Raw genomic sequence first — 15,504 nt, forward strand, 5'->3', positions numbered from 1 at the left:
ACGCACAACCGCACAATCCCGCTTTGCCTGAAACCGGTGCGCCAGCAGTAAATGCTGGCATGCCGGCTCAGGAGAACACCGTGTTGCATGGTGACAATATGAAGGCTTTGTCGGGGTTACCTGACGAATCTTTCACCCTGATCTATGTTGACCCGCCGTTTAACACCGGTAGGAAACAGACCCGAGCACAGCGCACCATGGTGCGCGCCGCCGAGGGCGAAGGTGACCGGGTAGGTTTTAAAGGCTTGTCCTACAACACCGAGCTGGGTTCTGCCCGCTCGTACCACGACAGCTTTGATGACTACCTCAGCTTCATCGAGCCCAGGCTTTTGCAGGCGTATCGATTGCTTGCCGAAGACGGCACGCTGTATGTGCATTTGGATTACCGCGAGGTGCACTACGTTAAGGTGTTGCTGGACCAGATTTTTGGTCGAGAGAACTTCTTGAACGAATTGATCTGGGCCTACGATTACGGTGCACGGGCTAAGAGCAGGTGGCCGGCTAAACACGACACCATCTTGGTCTACGTGAAAAATGTGAAAAAGTACCACTTCGATTCGGCGGAGGTGGACCGTGAACCATATATGGCTCCCGGTCTAGTCACCCCCGAGAAGCGCGCCTTGGGCAAACTTCCCACCGATGTGTGGTGGCACACCATTGTTTCGCCCACGGGCAAGGAGAAGACCGGTTACCCCACGCAGAAACCCGAAGGGATTCTGCGTCGGATTATCGCCGCATCCTCCCGTCCCGGAGACTGGGTGTTGGACTTCTTTGCAGGTTCCGGCACCACCGGAGCGGTGGCAGCTAAGTTGGATCGACGCTTCGTGTTGATCGATCAGAACCCGGAAGCCATCGAGGTGATGCGTTCCCGACTACCGGAAACCACCACCTACAGCGAAGCCTGAGATCCGCTTCCTGCATCAAGAATTCGTTGTAACATGTCCGGCTCGGTGAGATTCTCACCGAGCCGGTTCAGTTTTCCGGCCCCGTGATAGTCCGAGGAACCGGTGATAATCAGGTCATTTTTCTTGGCCAGAGAGGTCAGGAATTTCTTTCCTTCTTCGCTGTTGTCCCGGTGCTGAATCTCCACTCCGGCTAGGCCGGCGTCGATCATGTCGTGGAAAGTTTCTTCTGGCACCACACGACCGCGCAGGTTCGCCATGGGGTGGGCAAAAATCGACACTCCCCCGGCTTCAAGAACTAAACGCACCGCGTCGCGTGGATCAATGGCCGGGTGAGAGACGTAATAGCGTGAACGCGAAGACAAGATATTTGCAAAAGCATCATTGCGGCTTTCCACTACCCCGGCGGTGACCAAGGCGTCGGCAATATGTGGTCGGCCCACCGTGGCACCCGGCTGGCAATGAGCGGAGACCAAATCCCAACTCACCGGGTAATCTTCGGCAAGTCGCTCGACAATACGTTGGGCGCGAATCACCCGTGAATTACGCGAAATTTCAAGTTCGTTGAGCAACGGCAGGTATTCCGGGTCTTGCAGATAGCACAGCAGGTGCACGCTGATCCCCTGATGATCCTGACAGGTGATCTCCATGCCAGGGATAAAACCCACGCCAAGCTTTTGCGCCGTCGCCCGTGCTGGGGCCCAACCGGCGGTTTGATCATGGTCTGTCAGGGCCACCACATCCAAGCCCGCCTGCGCCGCAGCCTCGATCAGCTCTTCGGGGCGTTGGGTCCCATCGGAAACATTTGAGTGGGTGTGCAGGTCAATTCGCATATGACTAGATTAGCGCGACCGGTGGCACTTTGCCCGGAGGCCCGAATCGGTGACACACTAAGAAGTATGACTAATCAAGTTTCTTCGCCTTCGGGCAATGACCAGCCGCTCGAAGATCGTGTCAACAATCGTTCCCAGCGTCCCACCTCGGATGTTTTCAAAACTTTCATGGCTTCGGCTTGGGCGCCAGACACCTCACCGCTTCCAGCAGAAGATCCTGCAGCAAGCTTCGCGGCCACCCGCCGTGCCGCGCTTTCCGCACAGTTCCCGGGCGAGCGCCTCATCGTTCCTGCAGGCCCAGCCAAGGTTCGTTCCAATGACACGGATTACCGTTTCCGCCCGCACTCGGCCTTTGCACACCTGACCGGGTTGGGCGTTGACCACGAACCAGACGCCGTACTGGTTTTGGAGCCTACCGATGACGGTGCCGGAGATCAGGGTGGCAACCACGCCGCGACGCTGTACTTCGCCCCGATGGCAGGCCGTGACTCCTCGGACTTCTACCTCGACTCCCGAGCCGGTGAATTCTGGGTGGGCCCACGTCCAACCCTTTCCACCATGTCTGCACGGACCGGAATGCCTACCGAGTCCTTGGACATGCTGGAAAATGCGCTCACTAAAAACTCTGGTCCACAGGCGCTAGGCGGCATTCGCCTGCGTCTGATGCGCGAAGTCGACCTCAACGTGGAAGCGTTAGTCGATACCTCCCGGATCAACACCGGACAAGATCTTGAGGCCAGCGACGCACTTGATAACGAACTCTCCGAATTCGTTTCCGAGCTGCGCCTGGTCAAGGACGAGTACGAGGTAGCCGAACTGCAAAAGTCGGTTGACGCCACGATCGCCGGATTCGAAGATGTAGTTCGCAACCTAGACGCGGCCATCGCCCACCAGCGTGGCGAACGCATCATTGAGGGCACCTTCTTCGCCCGCGCCCGTCTAGAGGGCAATGAACTGGGCTACGACACCATCGCCGCTTCGGGCAACAACGCGACGATCTTGCACTGGATCCGCAACACCGGTTCGGTCAGCGAAGGCGAAGTGCTCTTGTTAGACGCCGGAGTCGAAGCAGAGTCCTTGTACACCGCGGACATCACCCGTTCCTTGCCGGTCTCCGGCAAGTACACCGAGGTGCAGCGCAAGGTCTACCAGGCGGTACTCGACGCGGCTGATGCCGCCTACGCAGCGGTCCGCCCGGGACTAAAATTCCGCGACCTGCACGTCATTGCCACCACGGTGTTGGCCGAACGTCTGCAGGACTGGGGCCTGTTACCCGTTTCCTTGGAGGAGGCACTGTCCCCCGAGGGCCAGCACCACCGTCGCTGGATGCCACACGGCACCAGCCACCACCTTGGCTTGGATGTTCACGACTGTGCTCAGGCACGCGCGGATCTCTACCTTGACGCGGAACTTGTCGAGGGCATGGTCTTCACCATCGAGCCGGGGCTGTACTTCAAGAACGAAGACCTCGCGATCCCGGAGGAGTACCGCGGGCTTGGCGTACGCATCGAAGACGACATCTTGGTTACCGCCGACGGTGCGGTGAACCTTTCAGCAGCGCTTCCACGCAAGCCTGAAGAAGTTGAAGCTTGGATGGCAAAACTTCGTAGCTAATCGCACGTAGCAACGTAGCAAAACGATGGGCGGTTTAGATTCTCTGTGAGATTCTGAACCGCCCATCGTTTTGTTGTTCTTAAGCTCATGCCCCGGGGGCAAAGGTCATTCTGGCAACTTAAAAGCCCGCCATGAAATCACTCATGACGGACTTTTACATTGCTGAAGTTTACTGCTGTTTTGGTTCTTCTTCCGAAGACTTGGCGTCACCTTCCGGCTCGGCTGGTGCCTCGGCGTGTGGCTCGGCCGCTTCAGGCTTCACCGCAGGCTGCGCTACCGTCGGCTCGGCGGCTGCAACATCGGCGTTCTGCGGCTGCTCCGGGGCTGCTGGCTTTGGTTCGTCAACACGAACACCATAACGTGGGCGGCCATCGGGAAGATCATTAAACACGCTGGTTGGCACGGGCTGCGCGGCGGGAGTTTGGCCCGGTGCCTGCACACCATCGGTAGAGACCGGAGGCTGCGGTTGCGCCGGGGCTACCGGTGGCTGAACCGGTTGTACCGGCTGCTGCGCTGCGGAAGCCTGTTGTGGGCGCATTGGCAACTGGGAGGCCATCTGACGTGCGGCCTGAGCGTGCTCAAAGTCGACAACTACGTCGAAGCTCGTGGCGACAAACTTGCTTGAAGACGCGAAGTCACGCTTGCCGCGACGGGTGGAGTACGAGACCACACCGGCAATCATCCAGATCGCCATGCCTAGGCCGATAGCTGAGAGGATCTGGTACAAACCGTTTCCTGTGCCGCCAAAGAGTGAGAGCAACAATCCCACAAACAAACCCATCATGCCGCCCTGGGCGGCACCGGCCAACGCCACCTTAGGGTAGGACAGTTTTGCGGTCACCCGCTCTACGGTACGCACGTCGTTACCGACGATGGTCACCGCAGATACTGGGAAGTTATTATCTGCAAGATAATCGACTAGTTTCTGGGCATCCAGGTAGCTGGTGTAGCGCCCAAGTAGTTCGCCACGGGGCAAACCGTTGGGGCTGATTGAATTTACTCCATGCGGCGAGGTCATACCTATATTGTGCACGCTCTTACTGTGAGAGGGCCTAGTTGCGCACTAACTATCGCTGAGGGTGAAAGATTGGGTCTCCTTCACGTGGCTCAGCACACCACTAACCGGCCTTTAGCACGCTAGGCTAGAACGGTGAGCGCACAAGTGTCTAAAATCTTTGTCGCCCGGCTACTCGGGCTGGATGTCTTCGACCCCTTAGGCGACCGTCTAGGTAGGTTACGTGACGTCGTCGTCGTTTCGCGCGGCCCGCAGAAAGCCCCAGCTTGTGTTGGTGTCGTCGTCGAGGTGCCCGGCAAACGTCGCGTTTTTGTACCCATGACACGAATCCAATCCATGGAATCCACACAGATCATCTGTTCCGGCCTGGTCAACATGCGTCGCTTCCAGCAGCGCGGGCAGGAAATGCTCGTCGTGGCCGAAATATTCGACCGTACGGTGACCTTCGTGGACGCCTCGGGCCGAGGACTCATTGAAGACGTCGGACTGACTCAGACACGACGCGGCGACTGGGAAATCAACGAGTACTACGTGCAGCGGATCGAAGCCACCAACACACTGTTGGGGTTGCGTAACCGACGACGCAATAAGGTGCTGGTTTCTTGGGAAGGTGTGCGTCACGGTGCGCAAAGCGAACCGCAATCGGCGGATAATTTCGTAGCCACTCACGATGAAATGAAGGCAGCTGACTTCGCTGACGCCCTGCATGAGATGACCGGTAAACGTCGCCTTGAGGTCGCAGCCCACCTGCAAGATGATCGACTCGCCGATGTGTTGCAGGAACTTCCGGACCGTGAACAGGTTGAAATCCTCTCCGCGCTGAGCCTTGAACGCGCCGCAGATGTGCTCGAAGAAATGGACCCGGATGACGCGGCCGACCTGTTGGCAGAGGTTTCCGAAGATACCAAACACCAACTCTTGGAATTGATGAATGAGGAAGAAGCCGAAGACGTGCGTCGTCTGCTGGCCTATCCGGAAGGTACCGCCGGCTCGGTGATGACCCCGGTTCCGGTGATCCTCACCCCTGAGTCCTCGGTAGCCGAGGCTCTGGCCTCGGTACGCATGGAAGAACTGAGCCCCGCGTTGGCATCCACCGTGTATGTGGTGCGCCCGCCATTGGAGACTCCCACCGGACGTTACTTAGGCCAAGTTCACATTCAGGCACTGTTGCGTGCGGCTCCCCCGGAACCGCTGGGCGATATTCTTGATAAAGAACTTGAGCCAATGTCTGATTTATCTAGCATCACCGATGTGGTCCGCCATTTGGCCACATATAACCTCACCTCGGTGGGTGTGGTCAATAATGAAGGTCGTCTCGTTGGTGCCATCACCGTCGATGACGTGTTGGACCACATTCTTCCCGATGACTGGCGCTCAGCGGACTAGGCCACTCATCTTCAGCATTTTCGATCGGTAGTAAAGGAGTTCACCCCATGGCCGAACAGCGCAAGAGCAACGGACTGGATACTCCTCTTTCGGCACGGAGTCGTTTCTGGCCGAAGTTCAATCCGGATCCAGACATGTTTGGTTCCGCGACGGAGAAGTTCGCCCGCTTCATGGGCACCCCGCAATTCCTGTTCTATATGACGATCTTTTGTGCCTTCTGGCTGGTCTGGAATACCGCGGCCCCCGAGGCATGGCGCTTTGACGACGCGGCGATAGGGTTTACCGCGTTGACCTTGATGCTCTCCTTGCAGGCCTCTTACGCGGCCCCGCTGCTGTTGCTTGCACAAAACCGTCAGGATGACCGTGACCGTGTCTCGGTCAGTGAAGACCGCAACCGCGCGGAACGAAACCTCTACGACACCGAGTACCTGACCCGGGAACTGGCGTCGCTGCGTTTGGCCATGCGTGATGTTGCCACCCGTGACTACGTACGTTCGGAGCTGCGTAATGTGCTCGAAGAACTCTTGGAAACCGCGGACGGCGAAGAACTGCATCTGCGTGCCAAACGGAAAAATAAGCACAGCTCACCTAATACCGGTCTGATCGACACCGTTGATTCAAGCCGTTCCCAGCATCGGAAGGGCAATAACTAGTGACTGATTCGGTGGCTTTACGCCGTGCACTTGATACCGTCATCGACCCCGAGCTGCGTCGGCCCATCACAGAACTGGGCATGGTTGAATCTGCGCAGTTGAATGATGGCACCGCCCAGGTCAAAGTTTTGCTGACGATTGCCGGGTGCCCGATGCGCTCAACCATCGAATCCGACGTCACTACGGCGGTCGCAGCGGTAGCCGGGGTGCAACAGGTCGAAGTCACTTTAGGTGTGATGGATCCGCACCAGCGTGCCGAGCTGCGCGATCGACTCAAGGCCAAACGCATGGTCTTCTCCGATCCAGACTCGCTGACCCGAATCATCGCAGTGGCCAGTGGCAAAGGCGGGGTAGGCAAGTCCTCTGTCACCGCGAACCTGGCCGCAGCCATGGCGGCGAACGGTCTCAAAGTCGGGTTGATCGACGCAGACGTGCACGGCTTTTCGATTCCATCGCTGATGGGCATCACCCAGCCACCAACCCGTGTTGACGAGATGATCCTGCCACCGGTGGCGCACGGGGTGAAGGTCATTTCCATCGGCATGTTCTTGGATTCAAACCAGCCGGTGATCTGGCGCGGCCCGATGCTGCACCGTGCGCTGGAGCAGTTCCTCACCGACGTGTACTTTGGTGATCTGGACGTACTGCTTTTGGATTTGCCGCCGGGCACCGGAGACATGGCGATCTCCGTATCCCAGCTCTTACCCAATAGTGAATTGCTGGTCATCACAACCCCGCAATCCACTGCCACCCAGGTGGCCGAGCGCGCCGGGACTATCGCCTTGCAGACCAAACAAAAGGTCATTGGTGTGGTGGAGAATATGAGCTATCTCAGCCTGCCCGATGGAAGCAAGATGGAAATTTTTGGTACCGGCGGCGGTCAACGACTCAGCGAGTCGTTGAGCAGCCAACTGCAGTATTCGGTTCCACTGCTGGCGCAGTTGCCGCTGGAAGAGGCGGTCCGAGTAGGTTCCGATCAAGGTGTCCCGGTGGTATTAAGCACCCCCGAATCTCCGGTGGCTCAATCTTTGCGCGAGCTGGCAATTAAACTAGGACAGCGACCACGCGGACTTGCCGGGCGATCGCTGCCAGTGTCGTTCTAATAAATCTCTAGGTTGCTTCGGTATCAAAGGGAGCTGGCTCATTGTTAGCCAACGGCTGCTGTTTTTGTGTAGCTATTGCCGTGCGTACCGGAGCTGCTTGCACCGCCGGGGATCCCTTGGCTGCGCTGACTGCGTCATCAAATTCATCGATAAGCGCTTCTTTGATAATGCGTCGTGGGTCGTATTGCCGCGGGTCCAGTTTGCGCCAATCTATATCGGCAACCTCATCGCCGACTTCTTCACGCAGCTGCTCTTTGGCACCGTTGGCCATCCTACGAAGTTCCTTGACAAGATTGGCCAGTTTTTTGGCATACTCTGGAAGCTTCTCGGGACCCAAGATGACTACTGCGAGTACGGCGAGAATGATGAATTCTCCGCCATTAATTCCAAATAACTCCACGTATGAAAGATTACCTTGTCGGCTTCAAATGGTCGAAATCACCGCGCCATGGCTGGTGACTTATGGCTTAGCCCTGCTGTGCGGTGCGCAAACCTAGTGGGATGCGCGGCAGGCTCACCGTCAGCGGGACAGGGTTTGCCGGGTTACGGTGCGCTAGAGCGTCACGCAACATTGCTCGTCCGCGGTGAATGCGTGAGCGTACGGTGCCTAATTTGACGTTGAGAATTTGGGAGACTTCTTCGTAGGAGAAGCCCTCCATATCGCACAACACGATCGCTGCGCGGAAATCTGGGGCGAGTGCCTTGAGCGCTCTGGCTACGTCCACGTCTAAGTTATTAAATTCAAAGTCCCGCTCGGGGGTGACCGCGCTACTAGGGAAACGGTCTTCGGCGCCTTCGGCAAAACGGTCAAAACGAATTTTAGACTTGCGGCGTGCCTGATCTAAAAATAAATTGGTGGTGATGCGATGCAACCATCCACCCATGGTGCCGGGAGTGTACTTTTCAAGCGCATTAAACGCGCGAACAAATGCTTCTTGTGAAAGGTCTTCGGCGTCCTGACGATTACCGGTCAAACGGTAGGCCAAACGAAAGACCTGCTGACCATGGTCTAAGACCATCGCATCCCATGAAGGGGTTTCGGTTTCGGGACCATCGGCGGAGGCGCTGAGCTGACTTCTAAGCGTATTCACTCTTCTAGTGTCACCCGGGAAGCTGAGCTGAAGCTAAGAATCCCCTGCGCGCAGGCCAGCAATTCGGCCAACATGCACCCCCAAGGTGGGTACGATGGTTCCCGGAGCAATCTACACTCAACCTACAAGGACCACACACTCATGCCATCGATGAATCCCGAACTCCTCGCTAGCTGGGGCTACAGCCAGAACCAGCTTCTTGAGCGCGATCATGTGCTCGCGGCCCGCGAACGTGCCGCGGATCTTGGAGTTGGCTGCATCGACCCGGCAGGTCGGTCCATGCTCACATTGTTATGCACGCTGCGCGCCCCACACAGCATCGTGGAGATCGGTTCGGGTGTCGGTGTAGCCTCGATGGCCATGCTTGAAGCCATGGGCGCCACCGGGACGCTGACAGCCATCGAATCTGACCTGGAACATGCTAATGCGATGCGCCAGGGCTTGCGCGATGCAGGCATCCTCTCAGCACGCGTACGCATCATCAACGAACGCGCTGAGAACGTGCTCTCCAGACTCGCTGACCACGCATACGATTTGGTGCTCATCGACGCTAGTGCCGAAAACCTCTTGGATTATGTGGCCGAAGCTAAGCGCCTGGTGGGAGCTGGTGGCGTTATTATCTTGAACAATGCTTTTGACGAGCACCGATTGGCTCGCCCAGCGGTAAGGCGCGCCTCGACCGTCGCTACCCGCGACGCACTTCGTTTGCTTCGCGAAGATCCGAAGCTCCAAACTCATCTTTTCCCGAGCGAACAAGGCTTATTCGTCGCTACGGTGATTGCCGGGCAAAAAGCGCGGTAGGCAAAATACCAAAACCCGTTAACGGGAAATAGCTAAGGACCGGTCCTCGAACCGGTCCTTAGCTATTTAAGTTTTATTCAGTGACCCCAACTAGACAGTTACGCAGTTCTGCAGCTTCTGCACTATTCAGCTCCACTACTAGACGCCCGCCGCCATCGATTGGCAACCGTAAGATGAGGCTTCGGCCCTCTTTAGTTACTTCCATCGGCCCGTCACCGGTACGTGGCTTCATCGCAGCCATATGAGCTGTTCCCTTCGTCCGTGGCTAACGCGCGCAACATGTATTTGCTTTGCGCACAACCCAATGTCTAAGTCCACCTTCTGCGATGATTCGTCGCTGATAAGGGACACTTATCTTCTATTATTGCTAATTTTGCGTCGTGTCGCTAATCACACGCCGTGACTCCATGTCACGAATTGTATTTTCGAGCCGGGAAATCTCGGCTGAGAGGACATCCAAGGTGTCATCGACCTGATCACAGCGATAGCCCCGAAACCCGAGAGAAAACTTCACCGCGTTTATATCGTTGGCTCGCGGATGCTCCGGTAACAACACCGGAGGCAAAGATGCCTCATGCTCTACCAACCCAACGATAGGTTCATCGATTGATTCAAAGTGACGACCTGCCGGAGTGGACTTTCGCTGACTAGAAATCAGCAAGGCCACGCCGCCAACGCACAAGATCGCTAGTGCAATGAGAAAAAATGGCATAACTAACTCCGGCTCGCTGACTTCTTTTCTTTGTCCTTAACCATGTTACGCAACACAATGTCTACTGCCTCATCAGGATCGTCGGTGAGGTGGAATAGATCTAAATCTTTGGGCGAAATGGTGCGCTCTTTAGCGACAACGTCGGTAAGCCACCCGACGAGTCCACCCCAGTATTCGGTGCCAACTAGAACGATGGGGAACCCAGTAATTTTCTGCGTTTGAACCAGTGTCAATGCTTCGAAAAGTTCATCCAAAGTTCCAAAACCACCGGGCAGGACAATAAAGCCCTGCGAGTACTTAACGAACATTGTTTTGCGCACAAAGAAGTACCGGAAGTTGATGCCACGATTGACCCAAGAGTTCAAGCCGGTCTCAAAAGGCAATTCAATGCCCAGCCCTACGGAAGTTCCACCAGCTTCACTGGCACCCTTATTGGCAGCTTCCATTGTTCCGGGTCCACCGCCGGTGATGGTGATGGCACCTGCTTGTGCCAGTCGTTGTCCAACATGGTAAGCCTGCTTGTAGTAGATGCTTTCGGGCTCGGTGCGTGCCGATCCGAAGACGGACACCGCCGGCCCAAGCCCGGCCAGCGAGCCAAAACCTGAAACAAATTCGGATTGGATACGTAGAACGCGCCAGACATCACTATGCGTCACATCTTCTTGCGGGCTCTCCAACAGGTAGCGGTCCAGTTGCTCGTCAGGCTGTTTATTCGGCCAACTTGCTTCAACGTGGACCTTGCGCCCCGCCTGTGCATTTTCTTCACTCTTCCGCTTATGGTCCATGACCTCACTCTATCTGTAACGACCCGACATCTGGCCCATCTGCAGACGCACGTTTAAAGAACAGTTTGATAACAACTTTTTGTGACGTAGTCGTGACCTCGCATTATGTGTGTCACATGAAGTAATGTCTAGATTATGAAAAGCGATCATCAGGCTCAAGCTTCTTCTGACGGCCCTATCGTAGAACTGCGTGGGGTCAACAAGCATTATGGGGCACTACATGTTCTGAACGACATCAACCTTCAGGTCACCAAGGGCGAAGTCGTCGTCATCCTCGGACCATCCGGTTCGGGTAAGTCGACGCTATGTCGAGCCATTAATCGGCTGGAAACAATCGATGATGGAACCATCACCATTGATGGCAAGGTGTTGCCCGAAGAAGGTAAGGCGCTAGCAATGTTGCGCGCCGATGTAGGAATGGTCTTCCAATCCTTCAACCTCTTCGCACACAAGACCATTATGGAGAACGTCACTCTTGGCCCAATCAAGGTCAAGGGAATGAAAAAATCTGAGGCTGACAAGGTTGCGATGAAGCTGCTGGAACGTGTTGGCGTCGCCAACCAGGCTGGCAAACTTCCTGCTCAGCTGTCCGGCGGTCAGCAGCAGCGTGTGGCTATTGCTCGTGCGCTGGCAATGCGTCCGAAGGTCATGCTTTTTGACGAGCCGACCAGTGCGCTGGACCCGGAAATGATCAACGAGGTGCTCGACACCATGGTTGGCCTAGCCAAGGAAGGCATGACCATGCTGGTGGTGACCCACGAGATGGGCTTCGCTCGCAAGGCTGCCGACCGCGTGATCTTCATGGCCGACGGCCAGATCGTCGAGCAGGCCACTCCAGATGAGTTCTTCACCAACCCGAAAAGTGCGCGCGCCAAGGATTTCTTGGGCAAGCTCATTACCAACCACTAAATTCCATCACCGCATTCTGTATTCAGGAGGAATCATGCGTAAGAATCGTTTAGGCGCAATCGCCGCAATGGCAGCCGTCGCTGCGTTGGCTCTCACCTCATGTGGCGGCTCTGACGCCGGTAGTGACGAGGCTGGCGACAAGGTCCGCATTGGCATTAAATTTGACCAGCCAGGTCTGGGCTTCAAGGATGGCGACAAGTACACCGGTTTCGACGTTGATGTCGCCAAGTACGTCGCCAATGAATTGGGCTACTCCGAAGACAAGATCGAATTCGTTTCGGCTCCTTCGGCAAACCGCGAGACCCTGTTGGAAACCAACCAGGTTGACATGATCTTCGCGACCTACACCATCAACGATTCCCGCAAGGAACGTGTCGGCTTCGCAGGACCATACTTCATCGCTGGCCAGGACCTGTTGGTTCGCGCCGATGAAAGCTCGATCACCGGCAAGGAATCACTAGACGGAAAGAACCTGTGCTCGGTCACCGGCTCAACTTCGGCTGAGAACGTCAAGAAAGACATCACCGGCGTGAATCTGGTCGAGCAGCAGGGATACGCAGACTGCTTGGGTCTGTTGGAGACCGGCGGCGTTGACGCGATCACCACCGATGACATCATCCTTGCTGGTCTGGCAGCTACCGAGGCCAACAAGGGCAAGTTCAAGGTTGTTGGCAAGCCATTCTCCGAGGAGCCTTACGGTGTGGGTCTGAACAAGACCAGCGAGAAGTGTGCTGACATCAACACCGCTATCCAGAAGATGATCGATTCCGGTGATTGGAAGAAGTCGTTGGACATGAACACCGAGGGTACCGGATACGTTCCATCGGATCTGAACCCACCTAAGGAATTTGAAGCCTGCGCATAAAGCTAAGGCAGTCATTTCATGACCAGGTGCCGCGTGCTGGCCAAGGCCAGGCGCGGCACCAATGGTTTAGACCCATACCTTCTACCAAGGAGAACAAGCCGTGGAAGGCTACTTAAGTCTTTGGGATGAATATGGTGCGCGCATTATGGAGTCCTTCTGGGCTAACCTGCAGCTCACCTTTTGGGCGTTCCTGATCTCGCTAGTACTGGGTACGCTGCTTGCCATTATGCGCATCAGCCCGATCCCCAGCCTGCGTGCCTTTGGTACCGCCTATGTCAATATCTTCCGTAATACCCCGCTGACGATCATCATGGCATTCGGTGTCTTGGTGCTCTTCGGCGTATTCAAACTGCAAATCAGCAGCGACTTCAATCTGAACTTCTTCCAGATTGCCATCATCGGGTTGAGCATTTATCACGCCGCGTTCTTCTGCGAAGCAATTCGCTCGGGCGTTAACACCGTGCCATTAGGCCAAGCCGAAGCCGCCCGCGCTATCGGTCTGAGCTTCCTTCCGGCAGCTCAGCTGGTGATCCTGCCACAGGCGTTCCGCGGTGCCATCGTCCCGATGGGCAACGTGCTGATCGCATTGATCAAGAACACCACCGTGGCATTGGCTGGATCCGTCGCCGAAATCTCGGGTCTGATGAAAACGATGATCGAGTACCGTGCGGATCAGGGCTTCCTGATCTTCCTCACGGTGGCTTTGATGTTCGTGATCATCGTGGTTCCCATCGGTTTGCTAGTTACCTGGCTCTCTAAGAAGTTGGCGGTCGCGCGATGAGCACTCAGTCAGTTCTCTTCGATGCGCCGGGGCCTAAAGCCAAACGTCGCATCTTACTTCTGAACATTGTCGGCGCGTTGATCTTCTTAGGCCTCATCGCCTACCTGATCTACGGGTTGTATGGTGCTGGTCAATTGACCCCAGAAAAGTGGAATGTTTTTGCCACTGGATCGGTATGGACTAATTTCATCCTGCCTGGGTTGATCAAGACACTTCAGTCGGCAGCGATTTCGATCGTTACCTCGCTGATTTTCGGTTTTATTTTCGGCATGGGACGACTCTCACATAACAAGTTCCTCAACTGGATCAGTACGATCGTCGTTGAGTTCTTCCGTGCGGTCCCGGTCTTGCTGATGATGCTGTTCTTGTGGATCATGCTCGCCAATTCTGGCTGGGTTCAGCCGGCGGATTCGCCGTTCTTCGCGGTGGTTATTGGTTTGACCCTGTATAACGGTTCGGTTGTGGCTGAGCTGATTCGTTCCGGTGTTCATGGTTTGCCTAAGGGGCAGCGCGAAGCAGGTATTGCTATCGGCCTGACTCGTACGCAGTCGCTGAGCTTCATTGAGATTCCACAGGCTCTGACTGCAATGCTTCCGGCATTGATCAGCCAGTTCATTGTGATCTTGAAGGACTCAGCGTTGGGTTACATCATCAACTTCAACGAGCTGCTCTTCATGAGCAAGCTGGTGGGTACCGGTAACTCGAACACCTTCCAGTCGTTGGTGGTTGCTGCGGCAATCTTCATTATTCTCAACTTTGCACTGTCTAAGCTGGCCTCTTATGTTTCAGGTCGACTTAGCTCCCGAGGCATTGCCTAGGGAACTGCAGGTAACAACAAATCGGCTGGTGGCCGCCCCTTGGGGCAGTCACCAGCCGATTTTAGTTTAATCTCGTTTGCTTAGGGTTTAGTTGGCTTCGGTCAGCCAGAGTCGCAAAGTGTTCAGGCAATCACGGATAGCTTGCTGGCTAACATGCTCGTCATCGGTGTGCGCCAATAATGCGTCCCCTGGACCGAAGTTCACCGCCGAGATCCCTAAGGCGGAGAATCGCGAGACGTCGGTCCAACCGTATTTTGGCTTGGGCTCTTGCCCAAGAATCTGGACCAGGGAGGCCGCAATAGGCTGGTCAAGGCCCGGACGGGCTCCCTCGGCCCCATCGGTGCGTTCTACGTCAAAGCCCTCAAAGAGTGCCCGCACAGCGGTTTCCGCATCCGACAGGTTCTTATCGGGGGCGAACCGGTAATTGACCTCAACTTCACAATAATCAGGAATCACGTTGCCCGCTACTCCCCCACTAATCCGTACCGCGTTCATCGACTCTCGGTAGGCAAGCCCCTCCACGTCCACGGTGGCGGGCTCATAAGAAGCCAAGCGAACAAGAATCGGAGCGGCTTTATGGATCGCGTTCTCCCCCATCCACGCACGTGCCGAGTGAGCTGCGGTGCCAGTAGTTCGCACCAAGAAGCGGCTCGTGCCATTGCAGCCACCTTCAACCGTTCCGTTGGTTGGTTCAAGGAGGATCGCAAAGTCTGCTTGCAATAGCTGCGGGGAATTGCGTGCCAACCTTCCCAGCCCGGATTTTTCTGCGGCAACTTCTTCATGGTCATAAAAAATGTACGTGACATCAAAACGAGGGCCAGTCAGTTCGGCCGCCAGCGCTAACTGCACCGCGACGCCACCTTTCATATCGGTCGCCCCACGCCCGTAAAGAACTTCGTCGGTGACCGTGGCCGGCACTGTCCCGCGTGCCCCGGCCACGTGCGGTAATGGAACGGTGTCCAAATGCCCGGCTAAGACCACACGTTGTGCACGGCCCAAATTGGTGCGTGCCACGATGGAATCCCCATCCCGGTGCACCTCCAGATGGCTAAGACCGCGTAGCGCCTCATAAACCTGATCTGCGAGGGCTTTTTCATTCCCTGAAACCGATTCAATGTTCATGATTCGTTCGGTTAGCTTGGCAACGTCTTCTCGAAGATTAAGTTCGCTCACAATACCCATCATTCGTTACTTTTTGATTTCGTTCCGCTGTCATTTATCAACATTACTCGCAGT

At 55.9% G+C, this 15,504-nt stretch carries 18 protein-coding genes; 10 read left to right on the plus strand and 8 right to left on the minus strand.

What is annotated here, in order from left to right; genetic code table 11:
- The first annotated feature begins 59 nt into the window (after window positions 1-59).
- The gene (locus tag ACX5K5_RS10740) at window positions 60-905 is read left to right on the plus strand and encodes a DNA-methyltransferase (protein ID WP_096256042.1); all 846 of its coding nucleotides are present in this window, start codon (window positions 60-62) and stop codon (window positions 903-905) included.
- Here the strand turns inward: ACX5K5_RS10740 and ACX5K5_RS10745 are convergent.
- On the minus strand, window positions 890-1,735 hold the full coding sequence (locus tag ACX5K5_RS10745) for a PHP domain-containing protein (protein WP_346059194.1): 846 nt from the start codon (window positions 1,733-1,735) through the stop codon (window positions 890-892). The genes ACX5K5_RS10740 and ACX5K5_RS10745 overlap by 16 nt on opposite strands.
- Window positions 1,736-1,801: 66 nt before the next feature.
- On the opposite strand from ACX5K5_RS10745, the gene ACX5K5_RS10750 reads away from it, so the two are divergent.
- Complete coding sequence (locus tag ACX5K5_RS10750; RefSeq protein WP_096255988.1) at window positions 1,802-3,349, plus strand: aminopeptidase P family protein; 1,548 nt, start codon at window positions 1,802-1,804, stop codon at window positions 3,347-3,349.
- A 169-nt stretch (window positions 3,350-3,518) separates the two neighbouring features.
- Here the strand turns inward: ACX5K5_RS10750 and ACX5K5_RS10755 are convergent, their stop codons facing one another.
- Window positions 3,519-4,367: a YflT domain-containing protein gene (locus ACX5K5_RS10755; RefSeq protein ID WP_443445266.1), complete on the minus strand. Its 849-nt coding sequence runs from the start codon at window positions 4,365-4,367 to the stop codon at window positions 3,519-3,521.
- Window positions 4,368-4,499: 132 nt separating this feature from the next.
- On the opposite strand from ACX5K5_RS10755, the gene ACX5K5_RS10760 reads away from it, so the two are divergent.
- The 3 genes from ACX5K5_RS10760 to ACX5K5_RS10770 are packed head-to-tail and all read left to right on the plus strand — an operon-like array spanning window position 4,500 to window position 7,506.
- A complete protein-coding gene (locus ACX5K5_RS10760) occupies window positions 4,500-5,750 on the plus strand; it encodes a magnesium transporter MgtE N-terminal domain-containing protein (RefSeq protein WP_096255986.1) in 1,251 nt (416 codons plus the stop codon).
- 47 nt (window positions 5,751-5,797) lie between these two features.
- Window positions 5,798-6,403 carry a DUF1003 domain-containing protein gene (locus tag ACX5K5_RS10765; RefSeq protein ID WP_096255985.1) on the plus strand — a complete coding sequence of 202 codons (606 nt, stop codon included), beginning with the start codon at window positions 5,798-5,800 and terminating at the stop codon, window positions 6,401-6,403.
- Window positions 6,403-7,506, plus strand: a complete 1,104-nt coding sequence (locus tag ACX5K5_RS10770; protein ID WP_459174371.1) for an Mrp/NBP35 family ATP-binding protein — start codon at window positions 6,403-6,405, stop codon at window positions 7,504-7,506. The genes ACX5K5_RS10765 and ACX5K5_RS10770 overlap by 1 nt, the downstream gene beginning before the upstream one ends.
- Before the next feature lie 7 nt (window positions 7,507-7,513).
- Here the strand turns inward: ACX5K5_RS10770 and ACX5K5_RS10775 are convergent, their stop codons facing one another.
- The gene (locus tag ACX5K5_RS10775) at window positions 7,514-7,906 is read right to left on the minus strand and encodes a sec-independent translocase (RefSeq protein ID WP_096255982.1); all 393 of its coding nucleotides are present in this window, start codon (window positions 7,904-7,906) and stop codon (window positions 7,514-7,516) included.
- A gap of 67 nt (window positions 7,907-7,973) precedes the next feature.
- Window positions 7,974-8,597, minus strand: coding sequence for an RNA polymerase sigma factor SigE (gene sigE, locus ACX5K5_RS10780; protein WP_096255980.1), 624 nt, complete (start codon window positions 8,595-8,597; stop codon window positions 7,974-7,976).
- Between the two features lie 141 nt (window positions 8,598-8,738).
- Here sigE and ACX5K5_RS10785 point away from each other — a divergent pair, with 141 nt between their 5' ends.
- Window positions 8,739-9,398, plus strand: a complete 660-nt coding sequence (locus tag ACX5K5_RS10785) for an O-methyltransferase (protein WP_170947826.1) — start codon at window positions 8,739-8,741, stop codon at window positions 9,396-9,398.
- 73 nt (window positions 9,399-9,471) lie between these two features.
- Here the strand turns inward: ACX5K5_RS10785 and ACX5K5_RS10790 are convergent, their stop codons facing one another.
- From ACX5K5_RS10790 to ACX5K5_RS10800, 3 genes are all read right to left on the minus strand, one after another.
- Window positions 9,472-9,639: a DUF3117 domain-containing protein gene (locus ACX5K5_RS10790; RefSeq protein ID WP_096255978.1), complete on the minus strand. Its 168-nt coding sequence runs from the start codon at window positions 9,637-9,639 to the stop codon at window positions 9,472-9,474.
- A 126-nt stretch (window positions 9,640-9,765) separates the two neighbouring features.
- Complete coding sequence (locus ACX5K5_RS10795; RefSeq protein WP_096255976.1) at window positions 9,766-10,110, minus strand: DivIVA domain-containing protein; 345 nt, start codon at window positions 10,108-10,110, stop codon at window positions 9,766-9,768.
- Between the two features lie 2 nt (window positions 10,111-10,112).
- Window positions 10,113-10,895: an LOG family protein gene (locus tag ACX5K5_RS10800; RefSeq protein WP_096255975.1), complete on the minus strand. Its 783-nt coding sequence runs from the start codon at window positions 10,893-10,895 to the stop codon at window positions 10,113-10,115.
- Between the two features lie 135 nt (window positions 10,896-11,030).
- On the opposite strand from ACX5K5_RS10800, the gene ACX5K5_RS10805 reads away from it, so the two are divergent.
- From ACX5K5_RS10805 to ACX5K5_RS10820, 4 genes are all read left to right on the plus strand, one after another.
- On the plus strand, window positions 11,031-11,804 hold the full coding sequence (locus ACX5K5_RS10805; protein ID WP_096255973.1) for an amino acid ABC transporter ATP-binding protein: 774 nt from the start codon (window positions 11,031-11,033) through the stop codon (window positions 11,802-11,804).
- Between the two features lie 34 nt (window positions 11,805-11,838).
- The gene (locus ACX5K5_RS10810) at window positions 11,839-12,669 is read left to right on the plus strand and encodes a glutamate ABC transporter substrate-binding protein (RefSeq protein WP_188686980.1); all 831 of its coding nucleotides are present in this window, start codon (window positions 11,839-11,841) and stop codon (window positions 12,667-12,669) included.
- A gap of 100 nt (window positions 12,670-12,769) precedes the next feature.
- Window positions 12,770-13,450, plus strand: coding sequence for an amino acid ABC transporter permease (locus tag ACX5K5_RS10815; RefSeq protein ID WP_096255969.1), 681 nt, complete (start codon window positions 12,770-12,772; stop codon window positions 13,448-13,450).
- Entirely contained in the window at window positions 13,447-14,268 is an 822-nt protein-coding gene (locus ACX5K5_RS10820; RefSeq protein WP_188686978.1) for an amino acid ABC transporter permease, read from the plus strand. Before ACX5K5_RS10815 ends, ACX5K5_RS10820 begins: the two co-directional genes overlap by 4 nt.
- An 87-nt stretch (window positions 14,269-14,355) precedes the next feature.
- Here ACX5K5_RS10820 and dapE read toward each other — a convergent pair whose 3' ends face one another.
- Complete coding sequence (dapE, locus tag ACX5K5_RS10825; RefSeq protein WP_459175437.1) at window positions 14,356-15,450, minus strand: succinyl-diaminopimelate desuccinylase; 1,095 nt, start codon at window positions 15,448-15,450, stop codon at window positions 14,356-14,358.
- Window positions 15,451-15,504: the final 54 nt, after the last annotated feature.

This window comes from Glutamicibacter bergerei, assembly GCF_054495185.1.